The 20,591-nt window shown below is 60.7% G+C and carries 22 protein-coding genes; 7 read left to right on the top strand and 15 right to left on the bottom strand.

The window, feature by feature from the left end; all coding sequences use genetic code 11:
• Window positions 1-83 precede the first annotated feature (83 nt).
• Entirely contained in the window at window positions 84-491 is a 408-nt protein-coding gene (locus BLO80_RS06050; protein WP_092327262.1) for a response regulator, read from the bottom strand.
• Window positions 492-733: 242 nt separating this feature from the next.
• Here BLO80_RS06050 and BLO80_RS06045 point away from each other — a divergent pair, with 242 nt between their 5' ends.
• Window positions 734-2,680 carry a DNA topoisomerase III gene (locus BLO80_RS06045; protein WP_092327261.1) on the top strand — a complete coding sequence of 649 codons (1,947 nt, stop codon included), beginning with the start codon at window positions 734-736 and terminating at the stop codon, window positions 2,678-2,680.
• A gap of 633 nt (window positions 2,681-3,313) precedes the next feature.
• Window positions 3,314-3,643, top strand: a complete 330-nt coding sequence (locus BLO80_RS06040; protein ID WP_060741484.1) for a hypothetical protein — start codon at window positions 3,314-3,316, stop codon at window positions 3,641-3,643.
• A 63-nt stretch (window positions 3,644-3,706) separates the two neighbouring features.
• Here BLO80_RS06040 and glsB read toward each other — a convergent pair whose 3' ends face one another.
• Complete coding sequence (gene glsB / locus BLO80_RS06035; RefSeq protein ID WP_092327259.1) at window positions 3,707-4,615, bottom strand: glutaminase B; 909 nt, start codon at window positions 4,613-4,615, stop codon at window positions 3,707-3,709.
• A 281-nt stretch (window positions 4,616-4,896) separates the two neighbouring features.
• Here glsB and BLO80_RS06025 point away from each other — a divergent pair, with 281 nt between their 5' ends.
• Window positions 4,897-5,091, top strand: coding sequence for a hypothetical protein (locus BLO80_RS06025; RefSeq protein WP_053123348.1), 195 nt, complete (start codon window positions 4,897-4,899; stop codon window positions 5,089-5,091).
• A 9-nt stretch (window positions 5,092-5,100) separates the two neighbouring features.
• Here BLO80_RS06025 and BLO80_RS06020 read toward each other — a convergent pair whose 3' ends face one another.
• The 9 genes from BLO80_RS06020 to BLO80_RS05980 all read right to left on the bottom strand — a co-directional run bounded on the left by BLO80_RS06020 (window position 5,101) and on the right by BLO80_RS05980 (window position 12,584).
• The gene (locus BLO80_RS06020; RefSeq protein WP_092327256.1) at window positions 5,101-6,120 is read right to left on the bottom strand and encodes a hypothetical protein; all 1,020 of its coding nucleotides are present in this window, start codon (window positions 6,118-6,120) and stop codon (window positions 5,101-5,103) included.
• Between the two features lie 129 nt (window positions 6,121-6,249).
• Complete coding sequence (locus BLO80_RS06015) at window positions 6,250-7,656, bottom strand: saccharopine dehydrogenase C-terminal domain-containing protein (protein ID WP_092327255.1); 1,407 nt, start codon at window positions 7,654-7,656, stop codon at window positions 6,250-6,252.
• 129 nt (window positions 7,657-7,785) lie between these two features.
• Window positions 7,786-8,286: a YciE/YciF ferroxidase family protein gene (locus BLO80_RS06010; RefSeq protein WP_072407072.1), complete on the bottom strand. Its 501-nt coding sequence runs from the start codon at window positions 8,284-8,286 to the stop codon at window positions 7,786-7,788.
• A gap of 176 nt (window positions 8,287-8,462) precedes the next feature.
• The gene (locus BLO80_RS06005; RefSeq protein WP_072406953.1) at window positions 8,463-9,392 is read right to left on the bottom strand and encodes a ZIP family metal transporter; all 930 of its coding nucleotides are present in this window, start codon (window positions 9,390-9,392) and stop codon (window positions 8,463-8,465) included.
• A gap of 103 nt (window positions 9,393-9,495) precedes the next feature.
• Window positions 9,496-10,377 (bottom strand): manganese catalase family protein, encoded by an 882-nt coding sequence (locus BLO80_RS06000; protein ID WP_092327253.1) that lies wholly within the window; start codon window positions 10,375-10,377, stop codon window positions 9,496-9,498.
• Window positions 10,378-10,643: 266 nt separating this feature from the next.
• On the bottom strand, window positions 10,644-11,021 hold the full coding sequence (locus BLO80_RS05995; protein WP_092203736.1) for a con-10 family general stress protein: 378 nt from the start codon (window positions 11,019-11,021) through the stop codon (window positions 10,644-10,646).
• Window positions 11,022-11,444: 423 nt separating this feature from the next.
• Entirely contained in the window at window positions 11,445-11,693 is a 249-nt protein-coding gene (locus tag BLO80_RS05990) for a metallothionein (protein WP_092327252.1), read from the bottom strand.
• A 35-nt stretch (window positions 11,694-11,728) separates the two neighbouring features.
• Window positions 11,729-12,001 carry a hypothetical protein gene (locus tag BLO80_RS05985; protein ID WP_092327250.1) on the bottom strand — a complete coding sequence of 91 codons (273 nt, stop codon included), beginning with the start codon at window positions 11,999-12,001 and terminating at the stop codon, window positions 11,729-11,731.
• 73 nt (window positions 12,002-12,074) lie between these two features.
• Window positions 12,075-12,584, bottom strand: coding sequence for a ferritin-like domain-containing protein (locus BLO80_RS05980; protein ID WP_092327249.1), 510 nt, complete (start codon window positions 12,582-12,584; stop codon window positions 12,075-12,077).
• 182 nt (window positions 12,585-12,766) lie between these two features.
• Between BLO80_RS05980 and BLO80_RS05975 the strand changes: the two genes are divergently transcribed.
• Window positions 12,767-13,606: an NAD-dependent protein deacetylase gene (locus tag BLO80_RS05975; protein WP_092327248.1), complete on the top strand. Its 840-nt coding sequence runs from the start codon at window positions 12,767-12,769 to the stop codon at window positions 13,604-13,606.
• A gap of 116 nt (window positions 13,607-13,722) precedes the next feature.
• On the opposite strand, the gene BLO80_RS05970 is transcribed toward BLO80_RS05975, so the two are convergent.
• Complete coding sequence (locus BLO80_RS05970; protein WP_092327247.1) at window positions 13,723-14,625, bottom strand: LysR family transcriptional regulator; 903 nt, start codon at window positions 14,623-14,625, stop codon at window positions 13,723-13,725.
• Window positions 14,626-14,755: 130 nt separating this feature from the next.
• Here BLO80_RS05970 and BLO80_RS05965 point away from each other — a divergent pair, with 130 nt between their 5' ends.
• From BLO80_RS05965 to BLO80_RS05955, 3 genes are read left to right on the top strand one after another with little or no spacing between them, the layout of a single operon-like run.
• Window positions 14,756-15,454 (top strand): CoA transferase subunit A, encoded by a 699-nt coding sequence (locus BLO80_RS05965; RefSeq protein WP_060741476.1) that lies wholly within the window; start codon window positions 14,756-14,758, stop codon window positions 15,452-15,454.
• Between the two features lie 35 nt (window positions 15,455-15,489).
• Window positions 15,490-16,155, top strand: a complete 666-nt coding sequence (locus tag BLO80_RS05960) for a CoA transferase subunit B (protein WP_092327245.1) — start codon at window positions 15,490-15,492, stop codon at window positions 16,153-16,155.
• A gap of 11 nt (window positions 16,156-16,166) precedes the next feature.
• Window positions 16,167-17,348, top strand: a complete 1,182-nt coding sequence (locus tag BLO80_RS05955; protein WP_092327244.1) for an acetyl-CoA C-acetyltransferase — start codon at window positions 16,167-16,169, stop codon at window positions 17,346-17,348.
• A 368-nt stretch (window positions 17,349-17,716) separates the two neighbouring features.
• On the opposite strand, the gene BLO80_RS05950 is transcribed toward BLO80_RS05955, so the two are convergent.
• The 3 genes from BLO80_RS05950 to BLO80_RS05940 are packed head-to-tail and all read right to left on the bottom strand — an operon-like array spanning window position 17,717 to window position 20,591.
• Window positions 17,717-19,459 carry an ABC transporter substrate-binding protein gene (locus BLO80_RS05950; protein ID WP_092327243.1) on the bottom strand — a complete coding sequence of 581 codons (1,743 nt, stop codon included), beginning with the start codon at window positions 19,457-19,459 and terminating at the stop codon, window positions 17,717-17,719.
• Between the two features lie 48 nt (window positions 19,460-19,507).
• The gene (locus BLO80_RS05945) at window positions 19,508-19,780 is read right to left on the bottom strand and encodes a DUF2160 domain-containing protein (RefSeq protein ID WP_053123382.1); all 273 of its coding nucleotides are present in this window, start codon (window positions 19,778-19,780) and stop codon (window positions 19,508-19,510) included.
• A 10-nt stretch (window positions 19,781-19,790) separates the two neighbouring features.
• A complete protein-coding gene (locus BLO80_RS05940; RefSeq protein WP_060741473.1) occupies window positions 19,791-20,591 on the bottom strand; it encodes a carbohydrate ABC transporter permease in 801 nt (266 codons plus the stop codon).

Here is a 20,591-nt window from a genome sequence, read left to right as displayed (position 1 = left end):
ACTGATAATGACTCGCATTGTCATGGAGCCCATCGCCGCTTGCAACCCAAACGTGCCTGACCGCCGCCATCCACCGGGATCACTCAATGCATGGGGTGATTTTTCACCGTGCTCTCCACCAGATCCAGCATCTGGCCCAGAGCCCAAGGCTTGGCGATGAACGACGCGTGGTGCTTGATCCCGGCGCTTTCCGGCGTTTCGAAGCCGGACATGATCAGCAGCGGGATCTGCGGCCAGCGGTCTCCGGTCAGATTGGCCAGGTCAGCACCGTCGATCTTGCCGGGCATAGTGATGTCGGTGAGCAACAGATCGACGAAATGGGCGCTCTGTTCGAGGAACTCCAAGGCATCGTCAGCGCTTTTCTGAGGCTCCACGACAAATCCTTCTTCCTCGAGGATTTCACAGAGAAACTCCAGGATAGTTGGATCATCTTCCACCACGAGAATCAAACGCGTAGTCGCCTGGCCGTTGCCATTTGGCATCGAATTCATGAAAGTGACTCTCCTTGACCTCATAAACCTACTTTGCGGGTTTCAACCGCCTTGAAGTTATGAGCAATACCCCTGCGAGAAATTCATTCTGCGTGCCGACAGGCCGCCGAATGTCACGCCAGACACCCCTTGGCAACGCAGCGCAACGCTTTTATCTGTATATCCATACAGATAAAACTTGCCCTTGCGCGCATCCATGACCATGCTACAGCCCCATGAAATCTGCTCAGGAAAAGGGCGCTATGCAGCTGTACCTGTGTGAAAAGCCGTCCCAGGCCAAGGACATCGCCGCTGTGCTCGGTGCCACGCGCCGTGGCGACGGCTGCTGGCTGGGTCCTGGCGTTACGGTCACCTGGTGCATCGGCCATCTGCTGGAAACCGCCCCACCCGACGCCTACGACGCGCGCTACAAGCGCTGGGTCCTGGCCGACCTGCCCATCGTGCCCGCGCAATGGAAAATGACCGTCAAGCCGAAAACCGCCAGCCAGTACAAGGCGGTCAAGCGCCTGTTGGGGGAAGCGAAGGAGCTGGTGATCGCCACCGACGCCGACCGCGAAGGCGAAATGATCGCCCGGGAGCTGGTGGAACATTGCCGGTATCGCGGACCGATCCGGCGGCTATGGCTGTCCGCCCTGGACGAAGCGTCGATCCGCAAGGCCCTGGCCGCCCTCAAGCCGGGCGTAGAAACCTTCAACCTGTATCACTCGGCCCTGGGCCGCTCCCGGGCCGACTGGCTGATCGGCATGAACATGAGTCGCCTGTTCACCCTGCTGGGGCGCCAGTCCGGCTACCAGGGCGTGTTGCCGGTAGGTCGCGTGCAGACACCGACGCTGCGACTGGTGGTGGACCGCGACCGCAGCATCGCCAACTTCGTGCCGGTCGCCTATTGGGCCATCGACGTGCAGCTCAGCCATGAAGGCACGGCGTTCACCGCCCAGTGGCGCGCCGACCCGGATGCCTGCGACGACCAGGAACGCTGCCTGAACCAGGCCCTGGCCCGAGACGCGGCCCAGGCCATGAGCAACGCCACCACCGCCCGGACACTGAAGGTGCGTACCGAGCGCCTGCGCGAAGCGGCACCGTTGCCCTTCGACCTGGGCACCCTGCAAGAAGTCTGCTCGAAGAAACTCGGCCTCGGTGCCCAGGAAACCCTGGACATTGCCCAGTCGCTCTACGAGACCTACAAGCTCATCACCTACCCCCGCAGCGATTGCGGTTTCCTGCCCTTGAGCCAGCACAGCGAAGCACCGGCCATCCTGGCCGCCCTCGCCCAGGCCGACCCGAGCCTCGCGCCGCTGCGCGAGCATTTGCAGCCGCAGCGCAAATCCCGGGCCTGGAACGACGCCAAGGTCAGTGCCCACCACGGCATCATTCCCACCGCCGCCGCCAGGAACCTCGACAAACTCGCCGGCAAGCAGCGTGCGGTCTATACGTTGATTCGCGCGCGCTACCTGGCGCAGTTTCTGCCCAACCACGAATACGACCGGACCCAGGCCGACTTCGACTGTGCCGGCCAGGCGCTGCGTGCCGTGGGCAAGCAGATCGTCGAACCCGGCTGGAAACGCGCCCTGCCCGAAGCATTGGCGCCGGCAAAGGGCCGTGAAGCACCGGCACCGCAAACCTTGCCGGCATTGGCCGAAGGTCGCGATTGCGCGGTGGACGAGGTGAACCCCAAGGACCTATGGACCCAGCCGCCCAAACCCTTCACTGAAGGAGACCTGATCAAGGCGATGAAAAACGTCGCCAAACTGGTGGAAGATCCATTGCTCAAACAGAAGCTCAAGGACACCACCGGCATCGGCACCGAAGCGACCCGAGCCTCGATCATCCAGGGGCTACTCGACCGCGGTTACCTGGTGAAAAACGGCAAGGCCCTGTCCGCCACACCCGCGGCCTTCAGCCTCATCGACGCCGTGCCCCGGGCCATCGCCGACCCGGGCACCACCGCCATCTGGGAGCAGGCCCTGGACATGGTGCAAAGCGGAGAAATGAGCCTGGAAGAGTTCGTGACCCGGCAAGCCGCCTGGATGAGCAAGCACGTCGCCCGCTGCCAGGGCATGAGCCTGACCATCAGCGGCCCGGCCAGCCCCGCCGGGCGAGGCGCGACCCCGTGGAAGAACAAGCGCAAGCCGGCCAAGCGTAAGGCAGCCGGTGCACCGCGCAAGGCGAGCAAGGCCAAGCCCATCTGAACAAAAATCAGCCCCCCTGATCCCCCCTGTAGGAGCGAGCTTGCTCGCGATGACGGTAAATCAGCCATCAGATAATTGGCTGACACACCGCCATCGCGAGCAAGCTCGCTCCCACATTGATTGTGGGTCTGACCGGAAATCCTCATACCCCAACCATTTTGTTCGACAATATGTAGTGAACAAAAATAATCACTACAAAACCGTTGACGCCTCCGATTTGCCCTTGCATGATGCAGACGTCTCCCCGATCGGGAGTACAGGCAACTGTTTGAGCAAGCTCGTCTGACCGCCGAGCTGTTTTTTGGATAAGGGACTGCCCACAAGGCAGATTGAAGGTGCTGACCTGGCATGACCGTCCGGTGACAAGGACGAGAAACGTCGGCGAAGATCCTCATGACGCGCGTGGTCGACCCTCGAAAGTTGACACTGCCTGATGATTCTTCGCTGTTTCTCTTCGTTGTAGCGCATTTGCGTAGCAGCCCTTCGATAACACTACACAACCAACGCAGGACTCCTTCGAAGTTCGACGGACGAACGCTGACGGCCTGGTTTCGGTAGCAGGCAGGCACTTACCGAGAAGCGAAGTTTTGCGAACCACCAGACAGATCAACCAAATGGTCAAGGGGCTTACACATGAATCTGAACAATCAACCATCTATTGATGAACTGGCTCGCATGTTCGCCGCACACAAAGACACACTCGACAGCCATATCCTGTGGATCAGCAAGACTGGCCAAGTCCATATGGACTGCCTGTCGCCCTACACCCAAGAAGACGAGTTCGAAAAGAACACGCAAGAACTGTGTGCCCGGCTGAAGATGTACCGCCGTGGCCAGGGCTACGTCGGCAAGAAGGCCGCGGCTGACAAAGACTTCATGGGCCGTGTGCTGCAAACGCTGACCCAGGCCTGGCAGTCGATGCAGAACACTTCAGAGGTCCGGGTCATCGACCGCCTCTGCTGATATCCCCCAACAAAAGGGCCCGCTCCTGAATCAGGAGCGGGCCCTTTTTTATGCGCCAGGAAACTAGAACACCGACCAGCCAATCCGCTGGCTCATCAATTCCAGCGCCGCCATGCCGGCCAGGGAGTTGCCGGCGGCGTTGAGTTCCGGCGACCAGACGCATACGGTGAACCGCCCCGGCACCACGGCGACAATCCCGCCACCGACACCGCTCTTGCCCGGCAGGCCGACGCGATAAGCGAAGTTGCCGGCCTCATCGTACAGGCCGCTGGTGGCCATGATGGAATTGACCTGCTGGGTCTGCCGGGCGCTGAGGATCTGTTCGCCGCTGTGTTTGCAGAACCCGTCGTTGGCCAGGAAGCAGAATGCTCGCGCCAGGTCGATGCAGCTCATCCGCAAGGCACAATGGCTGAAATAACTGCGCAGCACCGCTTCCACGTCGTTATGGAAGTTGCCGAACGATTGCATCAGGTACGCCATCGCTGCGTTGCGGGCGCGGTGCTGGTATTCCGACTCGGCAACCTTGCCGTCCACCATCACCTGTGGGTTACCCGACAGGCGGCGCACAAAATCGCGCATCGACAGCGCCGGCGCGGCGAAACGCGACTGGTTGATATCGCAAATCACCAACGCGCCGGCATTGATGAACGGATTGCGCGGCCGGCCACGCTCGAACTCCAGTTGTACCAGGGAATTGAAGGGCTGACCGGATGGCTCATGGCCCAGGCGTTCCCAGATCGCTTCGCCGGAATGCTCGATGGCCTGCACCAGGCTGAACACCTTGGAAATACTCTGCACCGAAAACGCTGTTTCGGCGTCGCCGGCACAATACAACTCGCCATCATTGCCATACACGGCAATACCCAACTGGTTGGGCACCACGGTGCCCAAGGCAGGAATGTAATCGGCTACCTTGCCCTGACCGATCAGGGGGCGAACCGCATCAAGGATCTCGTTCAACAGTGCTTGCATAGGCGCGGGGTCCAGTCATTCCCCGTTCGAGTGCGGGGATACAGACGCTAGACGCTGGTGGGCGGAGTCAGAGCACACTGATTATCAAGCTTCAGGCACACAACCCTGGCGAGGGAACGGAGGGAGCAGACTTTGTGGGAGCAAGGCTTGCCCGCGATGAAAATCACACGGTCTATCTGGAACCGAGTCGCCTGCTTCGCGGGCAAGCCTTGCTCCCACAGGATGCAAGCGTCTTCATCGAGCGGTCTATAGTTCAAAGGATCAATCGGCAGGAGTAGACGATGCGTCAGATCATGCAAAAAGAACCCTGGTGGGCCTCGCCGCCCCAGCCCGGGCAGGATGAAAGCGAACTGGAATGGGGCTGGCTGGTGATCTACAGCGAAGGCGAGCCGCGCTTCGAGTTCATCAAGGAACGCCCATCGGACGAGCAGATCCGCCATCGCAAGGGGTGTCGCGTCACCCTCGGCTCAGAATGAAGCGGCCCGTCACGGCTTGATGTCCGGCAATGCCACCGCTCGATTAGCCAGGTCCGCCTCCACCAGGTTGCCTTCTATTTCCTCGTCCAGATAGTACACCGGTGCCATCACCCCGCTGAGGGGATGCTTGAGTGACTTGAACCACGCTTCGTCGAACGCAGCGCTCAGGCTTTTGCGGATCTGCGCCTCCATTTCCGGCCGCTCGCCCTCATGGATGATCGCGCGGATGCCCGCCACGCCCACCGAAATCAACGCCCCCGCCGCCTTCCCGGCCACGGCCGCCGCCGCACCGGTTGCCCCACGCGTGGCGAACTGGGCCTCGATTTTTTCGCTGGTGCGTTGCGCCACCGTGGCGATCACCGCCTCCGAGGGTCCGGCCCCTGTGGTTGCAGCCTTGTTGACGTGATCGATCAGGGCCGCATAGGCCGGCAGGGTGTTCAACGGTTCGGTGTGGACCATCTCGTACAACGAAGCGTCACGCGCCGCTGGCGGGCCGAGGCGAATCGCCGGGATGCCGTGCAGGCGTCGGTTCATCAGTTCGTTCGGGATGCGATGCCGCAGAGCGATGACCTGGACCTGCTGATCGAGTTGGCGCAGGTAGTAGCCTATGGCGTTGGCCCTGATCGCCTCGGGATCGACTTCCACCGCCACCGGTTCCAGCACCTGCTCGCGATATTGTTCCTGCAGGTAAACCGCCAGGCGCCTGGCCGAGGAATCCGTCTCGCCCTCGGCGCTGGCGGCGTACCAACTGACCTTCACCGCCAGCCACTCCTGGGTCCAATAGCTGCTGAACCAGGGGATGAATTCAACCTCGGTGCGCTCATAGACCAATGCGCGCCAGTGCTCCATCGACCCGCGGGCGTAGAGTGCCGCTTGTTCGACGGCGCTTTTCGAGGCTGCGATGAGCTGCTGGTCCACCTGTCGCCAAGTGTCCTGGGAAATCGCCACCGGGGTGGCCTGTTGACCGCGCTGGGGCGTGGCGCACCCCGCCAGAACGAGCACAACGGCCAACATCAGCGAACGCAGCACGATCGCGCCACCCCGGATTCATGTCATCCACGGATTGAGTATAGGTGGCGAGCGACAAAACCTGCGGGCTCAGGCAGGCTTATCTGGCGTTTGCAGTTACTACGGCGTGGTGGTTTTTCGGCGATTTCATCAAAGCCGGATGAACTGCTCGAACTGCCAGTCAAATGCCGCTCGGTTCCGTGAAGTTTCGTAGAGAGCAGCGCTCGGCTGCCAGTCGGTACGTTTGCCCACCAGGCTGCCAAGGTAGGGCCTGGCCACTTCCAGTACGCGCTCGTAGTCCATCTGCTCCGGTTCGACGATGCCGCGATCCGGATGCTCCACCGCCCACACGATTCCCGCCAACACGCCCGCGGCCACCTGCAAGCTGGTGGCGTTGTTGAAGGGCAACAGCGCGCGTGCCTCATCGATGCTCAACACCGAGCCGAACCAGTAGGCATTCAGTTCGTGCCCCATCAGCAGGACACCCAGCGCATCGATGCCGCCGCTGTCGATTTCACCGTTGAGGATGCGTTGCCGAGGCGGGCTCTGCCAGCCGCGACCGATCAGCTCGTGCATCGATAACAAGGCATCGTTGCACGGGCGGTAGGCGTAATACAGGGTCGGCCTGTAGATCAATTGGCGTTGATCCTTCACGGTCAGCAGGTCGGCGGTCGACGCCGTTTCGTGATGGGTGATCATCAGGCCCAGGCAGGGCCCGGCCAACGGTGTCCAGGTCTTGACCCGTATACTGGCGCTCGGCCGTTCCAGGTAAATGGCGTTGCGGCTCCCGAAGCGATGGCGCCTGGCAGACGACGGCCAACTGCGCTCGTGAGTGCCCCAGCCCAACTCCGCCGGCTGGCAACCCTCACTGATGAATCCTTCCACTGACCATGTGTTCACGAACTCATCGTCCTGCTTTATTTGCTTGGAGCGCTGGGTGTCACGCTCGGCAAAATGGATCACCTTGATACCCGTCTCCATGCACAACCGGGCCCAATCCACGCCCTCGCGATTGTGTGGCAGCGGATGATTCAGTTGCACCGCCAGCTCCACCAGGCCGGCTTTGAGCAAATGGGTGATCAGACCGGGATTGGCGCCATGGGCCACCACCGCCGTTGGCCCCTTGCCCAGTTTTTTTTGCAAGGCCAGGACCTGATAGCGCAAGGCGTAGTTGGTGCGACGCGACAGGCTCAATTGCGGATCGTCGTAGCCGCCCGCCCAAGGCTCGACGCAGGTATCGAGGTACAGCGCGCCCTTGTTGAAGGCATAGGCCATCAGCGCCAACGAACTGACCTCCACCGACAGGTTGACGATGAAGTCGCCGCGCCTGACGAAGCGATCCAGGATTTGCACGAAGGTTGGTTCAGTCAGCGCCTTGGGAACGAAACTGATCCCTCGCTCCTTGAACCAGATGTTCTTCTCGATAACGGGCGCGATGACCGTGATGTGTTGGACCGGGACATGATCCTGCCCCAATAGCAACGGCAAAGTGGCCCGGGTGATTGAACCAAACCCGATGAAGATCAGATGGCCGGTGAACGGGACCCGATGTTCCATGAGCTGCCTCCGGGCAGAACGCAAACAATGGAGCCATGAGATACCGGCATCGAGGCTTTGGCTACTGTCAGAGTCGACAGGCGCTTGGCGCAGGCATTGTCGATCCTGCGCCAGCCCCCCGATAGGTCGTCAAGAGTCCATCGTCGCGGCCTGGTTACCGCCCTGCTCAGCGATCTTGGAAAGTTTCTCGTCGGTGGCTTTTTCTTCCTTGAGCGTTGCCAGCAACAACCCGACCACTTCATCGCCCAGGTTCAAGTGCTTGGCCATGGCGATCAGAGTCCCGTAACTGGCGATCTCGTAATGCTCGACTTTTTGCGCCGCACCGATCAACCCGGCATCGAGCACTGCCCCCTTCTCGATTTCCTCGAGCAGTTCCTTGGACTCTTCCACCAAACCTTCCATGGCCACGCACTTCATGCGCTTGAGCTTGATGCCGGCCACTTCGATGAGGGTGTCGATGCGCTCGATCTGGCCTTGGGTTTCTTCAAGGTGATCATTGAAGGCTTGCGCCAGCAAAGGGTTGGTCGCGGCCCTGGCCATGCGGGGCAATGCGCGGGTGATCTGCTTCTCGGCGCTGTAGATATCGGACAGTTCGTGAATGAACAGGTCGGTCACTGTTTTCCTGGCCATTTCAATCATCCTCCGGTCAAGAAAAGGCACCGCACTGGGCGGGCCTCAAAGGGTAAATGAGGTGAAGCCGGCCTACGCCGCTTCACCTGTCATCAACACTGACCCGAAGAAAATTTCAGATGTTCAAGAAATTTTTCGAAGCGTGGACGGAGGGTATCGAGACAGTCGAGCGGCGTTCAACCGAGCGCCGTGTCGAGAAACATCATCACCGCAAACCCCATCATCAGGCCCAGCGTCGCCGGGGTTTCATGGCCGTTGCGGTGAGTCTCGGGAATCACTTCGTGGGACACCACGAAGATCATCGCCCCCGCCGCCAACCCGAGGCTGATGGGGTACGCGACGGCGACACCCGACGACATACCCAGGCCAATCACCGATCCCAACGGTTCCATCAGCCCGGAGCCCACCGCAATCAGCGCAGCACGCAAGGTGCTGATGCCCGTCACCCGCAGCGCCATAGCGATGGCCAGGCCTTCGGGGATGTCCTGGATGGCGATGGCAGTGGTCAGGGGCAAGCCAACCTTGAAGTCGCCGTCGGCAAAACTGACGCCGATGGCCATGCCTTCCGGCAAGTTGTGCAAGGTGATGGCGAGCACGAACAGCCACACACGGTTAATGCGCTCGACCTCAGGACCGCGCCGCCCACTCAACTCGTGTTCGTGGGGCACGAAACGGTCGAGGCCGATCATCAGGGCCACACCCAAGCCCAGGCCGACCACGACGACAAACGCGGCCAGCAACTGATTGCCACAAATCACCTGCGCGGCTTCGATGCCCGGCAGGATCAGCGAGAAAGAGCTGGCGGCGAGCATCATGCCGGCGGCAAAACCCAGCATGATGTCCTGGGTGCGTGACGAGATATCCCGCAGCACCACCGCCATCAATGCGCCCAAGGCCGTGGCGGCGAAACCGGACGTTCCGCCCAGGACCGCGTAGCCTAGATTGTGCCGATCAGCACCGACCAAGGCGTTGTAGCCGCTGTAGAGTAACAACGCGGTGATCACTGCCAGCCCAAGCCAGAAACTCACCCCGAGCAGTAGGTTGTTTTGCACAGGACCCAGCCAGGTACGCCAGGGGGATCGGATCCGGGAAGTGGGCTGGTCCATCGTAGGTCCTTAATGCTCTGCGGGCATGGCTAGTCTGATCGTTGCATGGCGGGAACGATCTGACGGAAAGTTCAGGCGAGGGAGTTACCCCCCTCGCCGTTGTTTACAGTTTGTCACCTTGCATCCCCGAACCCAAGTCGGCACCCGTAGTGGGGTTGCTTTCCGGGTTGGACATCGTCCGTGCCTTCATGTCCATCAGCAGCGCTTCGTCTTTTTCACTGAGCTGGACGCTGGCCAGGCCATCGCCGCCATCCACCGCCGGCGCTGGATTTTCGACGAACTCCCAATCGTCGCCCTGATTCCATGGGCCGCGCACAGTAGGTTCGCCCTGGGACATATTGAAGTACACGTTGGTGAACTCCGGCATGCCCGGCAATTTGCCTTGAGGGAAATTGGGCTGGATCGAGTGCAGGGCTTTTTCGAACGACAGCTGGTGGGCGATTTCGCGGGTCATCAAAAAGCCCAGCGCTTCCTTCACACCGGGATCGTCAGTGACATTCATCAAGCGCTCATAGACGATTTTCGCCCGCGCCTCGGCCGCGATATTGGAACGCATGTCCGCTGTCGGCTCGCCAATCGTATCCACATAGGCGGCGGTCCAGGGCACACCGGCGGAGTTGGTCAATGGCGAGCCGGCGCCATACAGGAGGCTGGTGATGTGGGAATCATTGCCGGCACCGTTGATGTCCCGGTACAACTGGCCCTCCTTTTCCACGCCCTCGGCCATCTTGCCCTTGGCACCTTTGTTCAGCATCACGATGATCGAACCGATGATCTCCAGATGGCTGAGTTCCTCGGTGGCGATGTCCATCAGCAAATCCTTACGGCCTGGATCGTCCTCGGACAAGGCCTGGGTGAAGTAGCGCGACGCCGCCGCCAGCTCACCCTGGGCACCACCGAACTGTTCAAGCAGCAAGTTGGCGAGCCCGGGATTGGGTTCGGCGACGCGCACGGTGTATTGCAGTCTTTTATTATGTAAAAACATGATCAAAGCCCTCGATCAGACATAAACCATGGAGACACTGCCAGCAATAACAGGCCCACAAGGCATCAGAAAAAGTTAAGGGAACGTGATTTATTTTTTATTCGATAAATGAGACGAACGGTAATGACAAAGACAATACCGAACCTCTCACCTCGAATAAAAAAGGAAAAGATTGTAAAGCCAGGCGAAACTTTATATCCGCATTCAATTATTGCCGCCCATGGGGCCCCATGCCATGGGCACGGGGCCTGCCTGGTCAGCGGGCATTACGAGTCACGACCGCCGCCACGGCTGTTTTCGCCGCCCTTCCTACCGGCTTCGGAGGCCTTTTCCCGGTCATTGGCAAAATTGCCGCCCGAAGCCTGGCCACCTTTGCGGCCCGCTTCCGAGGCGCGCTCAGGATCGTTGGCGAAATTACCACCCGATGCCTGCCCGCCTTTGCGGCCGGCCTCTGCAGCGCGTCCAGGGTCGTTGGCAAAGTTGCCGCCCGATGCCTGTCCGCCCTTACGCCCAGCCTCGGATGCGCGCCCAGGGTCGTTGGCAAAATTGCCGCCGGACGCTTGTCCGCCTTTTTTCCCGGCTTCCGATGCCTTCTCACGATCGTTAGCGAAATTGCCAGGATTGTTATTTCCTGTATTAGCCATTTCATTCACCTCGTTAGTTAGTGTTTAACGAGCCTCGCTGGCCCGTATTTACTATGAGAATTGGACTTCGCCAAGGTTTGAAAGAAATTCAGCGAGCGGCGACGAACGGTCAGAACCAGACAATTCAAATCCATTCAACGCCTGAACATTACAACTCGCTATCAATTAAACGGCGAGCCATAAATTATCTTAAACACCTTAGCAATTACTTATTACATTCAATTGAAAGCAGTGCGTGTCTTTCCACGCTGTCCGCCAAAGGTCGGGCGGCGCCGGCACCCCATTGCACCGGTCTCGTCACCCTGGCCTCGCGCCGTTCCAGGAAGCCAAAACTCGCGGGCTGCCGGTGTTTTCCTGCACCACCGCACTGACCGGCTTGCGGCGTCCGGATGCCCTGTCGCCGGCACCCGGATAAGAGATCGATCAAGGTGAAATCGGATCACTGGCCGGAAACGTTTCCTCCAGCGCGTCGTCCAGCTGCTTACTGCTAACGTCCCGCTCACCCACCTTGCCACTGCGTTCGCAATGGCAGTCTGGCGCCGGACACGGCTCCCCGTTGGGGTGTTGTTCGGCGCAGGCTTGGCTGCAGTAAGCTTCACCGTCGTGATTGAAAACCCGTTGCGGATCTACCTCGCACTGACAATCGGGGCAACCGCACTTTAATTCGCTCATGCTCTTTCTCCCGAGATAAGGGGTCGAAGGCGCCGTCAGGAAGAGCCGACCATCAGCTGAACCTCGAGATTCGCCGCCGCAACGCCGTGGTTGGCCACATACACATCGGCAGTCCAGCCTTTGGTCAGGTTGTGATAGGACTGCGTGCCCAAGGCCGTGCCGCTGTTCCACTCGAGGATGTCGCCAATATCAATGTCGTTGGCCGAACCCAGCTCGAGCACGGTATGGCCGTCCTCCTGTGCCACATACACCCCTACCATTGCGCTCTGTCGATTGATGGCCCGTACTTCACCCGTGGTCTGCTTCATACGTTTCCTCTTCTCGGCAGCTTCAAGGAGCGACCGGCACGCTAGCCTGTCGCTCTTCCACACGTGGCCGTACTCAGCGCTTGGCTTCGGTGTGCGGATTGGCCGAACGCTCCAGAAACGCCCGGGTGATTTCCGGCAAGTGGTCGCGCAACCACTCGGCCATGGCGATTTCCTGGGGCAGGATCTGTTCGCACGCCCGTTGCGTTTCCACATCCCCGGCGACTTTCGCCGCCTCGATCAATACGGTGTACGAGGCGATTTCAAGGTTCTCGAACACATAGCCACTCATGGCTCCCTTGACCACTTCATCGCTCATCGTCATGCCGCCCACCGCCTGACCAAAGGCCATGAGCTTGCCGGCCAGGTCCTTGAGCGTCGACGTACTGCCGCCCAGCCGCTGGATGCATTGTTCGACCAATTTTTGTTGTCCGAGGGTTTCCTGCAAGTGCTCCTCGATGCGGGCCTTGAGCACCGGATAATGCTCCAGGCGTTCGGCCTGGGCCTTGAGCATTTTTTCCGCTTGCTGCTCCATGGCATGGGCATCGTTGAGCCAGTCCAGCAGGTTCTCTTTAGGCGTTGCCATTTCCTTCTCCTTAGCCGTGGTCGCTACTGCAACGCAGCGCGACGGTTCTGAAGTACCGCACATAAAAGTGGATAGCGCGGCACTGGGGAAAGTTTGAACAAACCAACCCCCAGGGCGACGAAAGGCGTCGGCTCGATCCAAGTGCTAACCTCAACGGCTCAAGACCAGCGCAGACACCTCCCATGCCCGAAGATCTTCACCAGGCACCCATCGATCAGTTACTGGCGTACACCGCCGGGCGCCGCTTCCTGGTGCTCACCGGCGCCGGCATCAGTACCCCGTCGGGCATCCCCGATTACCGCGACAGCGACGGAGTCCGTCGGGGTCGACAACCGATGATGTACCAGGAGTTCCTCGCCCAGCCCGAGGCACGACGGCGCTATTGGGCAAGGGCGATGCTGGGCTGGCCCCGGGTCAGGCAGGCCAGGCCGAACGTGGCTCACGAAGCCTTGGCCGAGTTGCAGGCGCAGCAACGCATCACCGGCCTGATTACCCAGAATGTCGACACCCTGCATGACCAGGCCGGCAGCCAGGACGTCATCGAACTGCACGGCAGCCTGCATCGCGTGCGGTGCCTGGATTGCGGCCAGCTCAGCGAGCGACAGCAGATTCAACGGTTGATGGAAGCCGAAAACCCTTACCTGGCGGGTGTCGATGCGGTGCAGGCCCCCGATGGCGACACCCTGCTCGACCCCGCGTTCGAGGCGCGCTTCCAAGTGCCCCATTGCCCCCATTGCGGCGGCGAGCGGTTGAAACCCGACGTGGTGTTTTTCGGCGAGAATGTCGCCCCCCTCACCGCGGCCCGCGCCATGCAAGCCGTCGAGCAAGCGGACGGCCTGCTGGTGGTGGGTTCTTCGCTGATGGCGTATTCGGCGTTTCGCCTGTGCCGGGCCATCAAGGACCAGGGCAAGCCGCTGCTGGCAATCAACCGCGGCAAGACCCGGGCCGATGAGCTGCTGGACCTCAAGTTTGAAGAGCCGTGTGAGCAATTACTGCCATTGCTGGCACAACACCTGCTCTAGCAACACCCGGCCCCTTTGTGGGAGCGGGCTTGCTCGCGAAGGCGATGGAACATTCGATGCTGCTGTCGACTGACACACCGCTTTCGCGAGCGAGCCCGCTCCCACAGTGGCCGGGGTCAACCTGCGGCCAACTGCATACCCAACTCCTGATCCCTGAGCGTATCGAACAACGCCTGCGCCGCCGCCGACAATTCATGCCCCGGCTTGGTCAGCACGCCGATGGCTCGCTCGATCACCGGATCGCTCAAGGTGATGCAGCGGGCACCCAGCTCATGCATCTGCCCGACGCACAGCGCCGGCACGGCACTGACCCCCAGCCCACTGGCGACCATCCGTCCGACGGTCGCCAATTGGTGGCTCTCGAACTCCACAGGCAGTTTCATGCCCCGGGCTTGCAGATGCTCTTCCAGCATCACCCGTACGGTGGAGGGTCGTTGCAGCGTGATGAACGGCTGCTCCAGCAGGGTTTCCCAGTGGATTTCGTCGCGCTGGGCAAAGGCCGAATCCAACGGCACCACCGCGACGAAACGATCGAGGTACAAGGGCGTGAACGCCAGGGACGAACCCTGCGTCGGCTCGAATGCCACGCCCAGTTCGACATGACGATCACGGACCATTTCCAGCACCTGTTCGTTGATCACATCGTTGACCGTGACGTTGACATTCGGATAGCGGGCGCGGAAGGTCTTGAGGATCGGCGGCAACAGGTTGCCGGCAAACGAAGGCATCGCCGCCAGCGTCACGCGACCGCGCTGCAAGGTGAAGCGCTGGCGCATCTCGTCCTCGGCGTTGTCCCAGTCGGCCACCAGCCGTCGAGCCAGTGGCAGCAAGGATTCACCTTCGGGGGTCAACGCCACGTTACGGGTATTACGGCTGAACAAACGACCGCCGAGGCCTTCTTCCAGGGCCTTGATGGTCAGGCTCAAGGCCGATTGGGACAGGTGCAGCCGCTCGCAGGCCACGGCGAAGCTCAGGCTCTGGGCCACCGCGAGGAAGGCACGGATTTGCTTGAGGGTCATGGTCGCTGTGCTCCGAGGGCAATTGTTGAGTTTTATCAATCAATCCAATCTAAAAATCAACTTAACAAATATATGACTTGGCGCAACACTGCATCTCATTGCGACCCCATCAAGAATAAAAGAGGTGTCTATGGCAGGTTTCGACAAACGCGTGAGCTCTTATGAACAAGCGCTGGAAGGCTTGAAGGACGGCATGACCGTCATCGCCGGCGGCTTCGGCCTGTGCGGTATTCCGGAAAACCTGATCGCCGAGATCAAGCGCAAGGGCATCCGCGACCTCACCGTGGTGTCCAACAACTGCGGCGTCGACGGTTTCGGCCTCGGCGTGCTGTTGGAAGACCGGCAGATCCGCAAGGTGATCGCCTCCTACGTGGGCGAGAACGCCCTGTTCGAGCAGCAATTGCTGAGCGGCGAAATCGAAGTCGTGCTCACCCCCCAAGGCACCCTCGCCGAAAAAATGCGCGCCGGCGGTGCCGGCATCCCCGCGTTCTTCACCGCCACGGGCGTCGGCACGCCCGTGGCCGAAGGCAAGGAAGTGCGTGAATTCCATGGCCGCCAGTACCTGATGGAAGAGTCCATCACCGGCGATTTCGCCATCGTCAAAGGCTGGAAGGCCGACCATTTCGGCAATGTGATCTATCGCCATACCGCCCAGAACTTCAACCCGCTGGCCGCCACGGCGGGCAAGATCACCGTGGTGGAAGTCGAAGAAATCGTCGAACCCGGCGAGCTGGACCCGACGCAGATCCACACCCCTGGCATCTACGTCGACCGGGTCATTTGCGGCACGTTCGAAAAACGCATCGAACAGCGCACCGTGCGTAAATGATCCCCTGCCCCCGGCCTGAATGAAGGAATAAGAACATGGCACTTTCCCGCGAACAAATGGCTCAACGCGTCGCCCGCGAAATGCAGGACGGCTACTACGTGAACCTGGGCATCGGTATCCCGACCCTGGTCGCCAACTACATTCCCGAAGGCATGGAAGTCATGCTGCAGTCGGAAAACGGCCTGCTCGGCATGGGCGCGTTTCCCACCGAAGCCGAAGTCGATGCCGACATGATCAACGCCGGCAAACAGACGGTTACTGCGCGCATCGGCGCGTCGATCTTCTCTTCCGCCGAATCGTTTGCCATGATCCGCGGCGGCCACATCGACCTGACCGTGCTCGGCGCATTCGAGGTGGATGTCCAAGGCAACATTGCCTCGTGGATGATCCCCGGCAAGCTGGTCAAGGGCATGGGCGGTGCGATGGACCTGGTGGCCGGCGCCGAGAACATCATCGTCACCATGACCCATGCGTCCAAGGACGGTGAGTCGAAACTGCTGCCGCGCTGCAGCCTGCCGCTGACCGGCGCCGGTTGCATCAAGCGTGTGCTGACCGACCTGGCCTACCTGGAAATCCAGGACGGCGCCTTCATCCTGAAAGAGCGTGCCCCAGGCGTCAGCGTCGAGGAAATCGTCGCCAAGACCGCCGGCAAGTTGATCGTGCCGGACCACGTGCCTGAAATGCAGTTCGCTGCCCAGTGAGGAGAGATTCGATGCAAGAAGTCGTGATTGTCGCCGCTACCCGTACCGCCATCGGCAGCTTCCAGGGTTCGCTGGCTGCCATTCCCGCGCCGGAACTCGGTGCCGCGGTGATTCGTCGCCTGCTGGAGCAGACCGGTTTGTCCGGCGAACAGGTCGATGAAGTGATTCTCGGCCAGGTGCTGACCGCAGGTTCCGGGCAAAACCCGGCGCGCCAGGCGTCGATCCTCGCCGGCCTGCCCCATGCGGTGCCAGCGCTGACCTTGAACAAGGTCTGCGGTTCGGGCCTCAAGGCGTTGCACCTGGGCGCCCAGGCGATCCGCTGTGGCGACGCCGAGGTCATCATCGCCGGCGGCATGGAAAACATGAGCCTGGCGCCCTACGTCCTGCCGGCCGCCCGCACCGGCCTGCGCATGGGCCACGCGAAGATGATCGACAGCATGATCACCGACGGCCTGTGGGATGCCTTCAACGATTACCACATGGGCATCACCGCCGAGAACCTGGTGGACAAGTACGGCATCAGCCGCGAGGAGCAGGACGCCTTCGCTGCCGCTTCCCAGCAGAAGGCCGTCGCCGCCATTGAGGGAGGTCGGTTTGCCGATGAGATCACGCCGATCCTGATTCCCCAGCGCAAAGGCGATCCCGTGGCGTTCGCCACGGATGAACAACCGCGCGCCGGTACCACCGCCGAATCCCTGGGCAAGCTCAAGCCTGCCTTCAAGAAGGACGGCAGCGTCACCGCGGGCAATGCGTCCTCGCTCAACGATGGCGCCGCCGCCGTGATCCTGATGAGCGCGGAAAAAGCCAAGGCCCTGGGCCTGCCGGTGCTGGCGAAAATCACTGCCTACGCCAATGCCGGTGTCGACCCGGCGATCATGGGCATCGGCCCGGTCTCGGCCACCCGTCGCTGCCTGGACAAGGCCGGCTGGTCGCTGGAGGAGTTGGACCTGATCGAAGCCAACGAAGCCTTCGCCGCCCAGTCGCTGGCGGTGGCCCGGGAACTGAAATGGGACATGGACAAGGTCAACGTCAATGGCGGCGCCATCGCCCTGGGCCACCCCATCGGCGCGTCGGGTTGCCGGGTCCTGGTGTCGCTGCTGCATGAAATGATCAAGCGCGACGCCAAGAAAGGCCTCGCGACCCTGTGCATCGGCGGCGGCCAAGGCGTGGCCCTGGCGCTGGAACGGGCATAACCGACACGGGTTCAACGGTGGCGGCACGGACCCACGAATATCCGTGCAGCCACTGGCACCACCACCGGCGCGACCTCGGTTGCGCCGGTTTTTTTTGCCTGTCGGTTTATGTGGATGGCCTGCCGGCCTCTTCGCGAGCAAGCTCGCTCCCACAGGGGAAACTGTGGTGTATGCAGCATTCATGGACATCGCCAAATCCTGTGGGAGCAGCGCCCACAATGGATTTTGGGTGTACGCAATATCCGGGGTCACCACCAACCCCTGTGGGAGCGAGCTTGCTCGCGATGGCGGCGGGTCTGCCTGCTGCGGTGAGCCCAGGCCAAAAAAAACGGCACCTTTCGGTGCCGTTCGTTTTCACATCCGGGGCTTTACTTGCGTGCCGCCTCCCATGATTTCAACAGCTCGGTGTAGCTCACGGTTTCGCCCTTAGGCTTCTCGTTCGCCAGTTTCGGCTTCGGTGCGCCCGGTTGGTCGAACCAGTATTGCGCATCGCGCTCAGGGTTCATCTTAGGTGCGCAGGTGGCTTGGGCCTTGGAGCGTTCCAGGCGGGTCATGATCGCATCCTGATCCTTGGCCAACCCGTCGAGGGCCTGCTGCGGCGTTTTCTCGCCGCTGGCAGCTTCGGCGATGTGGCTCCACCACAATTGCGCCAGGCGTGGGTAGTCCGGCACGTTGGTCCCGGTCGGGGTCCATTGCACGCGGGCCGGGCTGCGGTAGAACTCCACCAGACCACCGAGTTTCGGTGCCAGGTCGGTCAGCGCCTGGGAGTTGATGTCCGACTCACGAATCGGCGTCAGGCCAACGATGGTCTTCTTCAGCGACACGGTCTTGGACGTCACGAACTGCGCATAGAGCCAGGCCGCGAGTTTCTGCTTCTCAGGCGTGGACTTCATGAACGTCCAGGAACCCACATCCTGATACCCAAGCTTCATGCCTTCTTCCCAATACGGGCCGCGTGGCGAAGGTGCCATGCGCCATTTCGGCGTGCCGTCGGCGTTCATCACCGGCAGGCCCGGCTTGGTCATGTCGGCCGTGAAAGCGGTGTACCAGAAGATCTGCTGGGCGATGTTGCCTTGGGACGGCACCGGGCCGGACTCGGAGAAGGTCATGCCCGCCGCTTCCGGTGGCGCGTATTTCTTCATCCATTCCACGTATTTGGTGGTGGCGAACACGGCCGCGGGACCGTTGGTGTCGCCGCCACGGGTCACGCTGGAACCGACCGGATGGCAGTCCTCGACGCGAATGCCCCACTCGTCCACCGGCAGGCCATTGGGCAGGCCCTTGTCACCGCCACCGGCCATGGAGAACCAGGCATCGGTGAAGCGCCAGCCCAGGGACGGATCTTTCTTGCCGTAGTCCATGTGCCCGTAGACGCGCTTGCCATCGATCTCCTTGACGTCTTCGGAGAAGAACTTGGCGATGTCTTCATAGGCCGACCAGTTCACCGGCACGCCCAACTCGTAGCCGTATTTCTCCTTGAACTTGGCCTTCAGGTCCGCACGCTCGAACCAGTCGGCGCGGAACCAGTACAGGTTGGCGAATTGCTGGTCGGGCAGTTGATAGACCTTGCCGTCCGGCGCGGTGGTGAAAGAAATACCGATGAAGTCCTTGAGGTCCAGGGTTGGCGAGGTGAAATCCTTGCCTTCGTTGGCCATCAGGTCGGTGATCGATTCGGTCTTGCCATAGCGGAAGTGCGTACCGATCAAGTCCGAGTCGTTGACCCAGCCGTCATAGATATTCTTGTCCGATTGCATCTGGGTCTGCAGCTTCTCCACCACGTCGCCTTCCTGGAGCAGGTCGTGGGTCAGCTGGATCCCGGTGATTTCGATGAAGGCCTTGGCCAACACCTTGGATTCATATTCGTGGGTGGCGATGGTTTCCGACACCACGTTGATTTTCATCCCGCGAAACGGCTGGGCGGCCTTGATGAACCATTTGAGTTCTTCGAGCTGCTGCTCGGCTGTCAGGGTCGACGGCTTGAATTCACTGCCGATCCATTTTTTAGCGGCGTCTTCATAGGCGTCGGCCCAGGCCGTAGCGCTCAGCCCACTGAGTGCCAGCATGGCTGCCAATGAAACGCTATGTCGCAGCTTATTGTTTTTATTGAACATAGAGACCTCCTGTTTGGGTTTAAGAGCCTGATCGTCGAATTGTCGCGATTAGCCCCACCGCATCACTGCCAACAGCCACACCCAAGACAACGCGAACGCTATCCAGATGCTCCAGTCGGTGGCGCCGATCACCAGCAGATGCAGGTAGGCGCTACCGAGAAGACCGATAAACAACCGATCGCCACGGGTGGTGGCAATCGGCAGGAAACCACGCCGAGGAATGCTCGGCGAACGCAGTTCCCACGTGGTCATACCTGCCAGCAGCAAGGCGATGACCCCAAAAAAAGCCGCCGTCGGGCCGGTCCAGTTCATCCATTCCATCATCGATTCCTCAGACCCGGCCCAGGGCAAAGCCCTTGGCCACGTGGTTACGAACGAACCAGATCACCAGCATGCCCGGCAGGATGGTCAACACCCCCGCCGCCGCCAGCACCCCCCAGTCGATACCGGACGCCGATACCGTACGGGTCATGACCGCCGCGATCGGCTTGGCATTCACCGAGGTGAGCGTGCGCGCCAGCAACAGTTCGACCCAGGAAAACATGAAGCAGAAAAATGCCGTGACACCGATGCCGGAGCCAATCAACGGAATGAAGATCTTGACGAAGAACTTGGGGAAACTGTAGCCGTCAATGTAGGCGGTCTCGTCAATTTCTTTCGGCACCCCGGACATGAAGCCTTCGAGGATCCACACCGCCAACGGCACGTTGAACAAGCAATGGGCCAGGGCCACGGCGATATGGGTGTCGAACAACCCGATGGACGAATACAGCTGGAAGAACGGCAACAGGAACACCGCCGGTGGCGCCATGCGGTTGGTCAACAGCCAGAAAAACAGATGCTTGTCCCCCAGGAACCGATAGCGGGAAAACGCATAGGCCGCCGGCAACGCCACGCCCAAGGAAATCACCGTGTTCAGGCTCACGTAGTACAGCGAGTTCAAGTAACCGGTGTACCAGCTCGGGTCGGTGAAGATCACCTTGTAGTTGTGGAAGGTGAAATCCTGCGGCCACAGGGTCAGGCTGCCGAGGATCTCGGTGTTGCTCTTGAACGACATGTTCAGCAGCCAGTAGATGGGCACCAGCAGGAACAGGATGTAGATCAACAGCGGAATCAGCTTTTTCTTGCTCAT

The organism is Pseudomonas sp. NFACC56-3, assembly GCF_900100025.1.
GTDB lineage: Bacteria > Pseudomonadota > Gammaproteobacteria > Pseudomonadales > Pseudomonadaceae > Aquipseudomonas > Aquipseudomonas fluorescens_AA.
The sequence above is the reverse complement of the archived record's forward strand: the minus strand, read 5'-3'. Positions and strand labels throughout refer to the sequence as shown.

Excerpts from the sequence above, each read along its gene's own strand:
- BLO80_RS05965 (WP_060741476.1), top strand. The coding sequence starts at position 14,756 with ATGGCAGGTTTCGACAAACGCGTGAGCTCTTATGAACAAGCGCTGGAA.
- BLO80_RS06050 (WP_092327262.1), bottom strand. The coding sequence starts at position 491 with ATGAATTCGATGCCAAATGGCAACGGCCAGGCGACTACGCGTTTGATT.
- BLO80_RS05980 (WP_092327249.1), bottom strand. The coding sequence starts at position 12,584 with ATGGCAACGCCTAAAGAGAACCTGCTGGACTGGCTCAACGATGCCCAT.
- BLO80_RS06025 (WP_053123348.1), top strand. The coding sequence starts at position 4,897 with ATGCGTCAGATCATGCAAAAAGAACCCTGGTGGGCCTCGCCGCCCCAG.
- BLO80_RS06015 (WP_092327255.1), bottom strand. The coding sequence starts at position 7,656 with ATGGAACATCGGGTCCCGTTCACCGGCCATCTGATCTTCATCGGGTTT.
- BLO80_RS05985 (WP_092327250.1), bottom strand. The coding sequence starts at position 12,001 with ATGAAGCAGACCACGGGTGAAGTACGGGCCATCAATCGACAGAGCGCA.
- BLO80_RS06000 (WP_092327253.1), bottom strand. The coding sequence starts at position 10,377 with ATGTTTTTACATAATAAAAGACTGCAATACACCGTGCGCGTCGCCGAA.
- BLO80_RS05995 (WP_092203736.1), bottom strand. The coding sequence starts at position 11,021 with ATGGCTAATACAGGAAATAACAATCCTGGCAATTTCGCTAACGATCGT.
- BLO80_RS05955 (WP_092327244.1), top strand. The coding sequence starts at position 16,167 with ATGCAAGAAGTCGTGATTGTCGCCGCTACCCGTACCGCCATCGGCAGC.
- BLO80_RS05950 (WP_092327243.1), bottom strand. The coding sequence starts at position 19,459 with ATGTTCAATAAAAACAATAAGCTGCGACATAGCGTTTCATTGGCAGCC.
- BLO80_RS05945 (WP_053123382.1), bottom strand. The coding sequence starts at position 19,780 with ATGGAATGGATGAACTGGACCGGCCCGACGGCGGCTTTTTTTGGGGTC.
- BLO80_RS05975 (WP_092327248.1), top strand. The coding sequence starts at position 12,767 with ATGCCCGAAGATCTTCACCAGGCACCCATCGATCAGTTACTGGCGTAC.
- BLO80_RS06010 (WP_072407072.1), bottom strand. The coding sequence starts at position 8,286 with ATGGCCAGGAAAACAGTGACCGACCTGTTCATTCACGAACTGTCCGAT.
- BLO80_RS05990 (WP_092327252.1), bottom strand. The coding sequence starts at position 11,693 with ATGAGCGAATTAAAGTGCGGTTGCCCCGATTGTCAGTGCGAGGTAGAT.
- BLO80_RS06040 (WP_060741484.1), top strand. The coding sequence starts at position 3,314 with ATGAATCTGAACAATCAACCATCTATTGATGAACTGGCTCGCATGTTC.
- BLO80_RS05960 (WP_092327245.1), top strand. The coding sequence starts at position 15,490 with ATGGCACTTTCCCGCGAACAAATGGCTCAACGCGTCGCCCGCGAAATG.
- BLO80_RS06045 (WP_092327261.1), top strand. The coding sequence starts at position 734 with ATGCAGCTGTACCTGTGTGAAAAGCCGTCCCAGGCCAAGGACATCGCC.
- glsB (WP_092327259.1), bottom strand. The coding sequence starts at position 4,615 with ATGCAAGCACTGTTGAACGAGATCCTTGATGCGGTTCGCCCCCTGATC.
- BLO80_RS05940 (WP_060741473.1), bottom strand. The coding sequence starts at position 20,591 with ATGAGCAAGAAAAAGCTGATTCCGCTGTTGATCTACATCCTGTTCCTG.
- BLO80_RS06005 (WP_072406953.1), bottom strand. The coding sequence starts at position 9,392 with ATGGACCAGCCCACTTCCCGGATCCGATCCCCCTGGCGTACCTGGCTG.
- BLO80_RS05970 (WP_092327247.1), bottom strand. The coding sequence starts at position 14,625 with ATGACCCTCAAGCAAATCCGTGCCTTCCTCGCGGTGGCCCAGAGCCTG.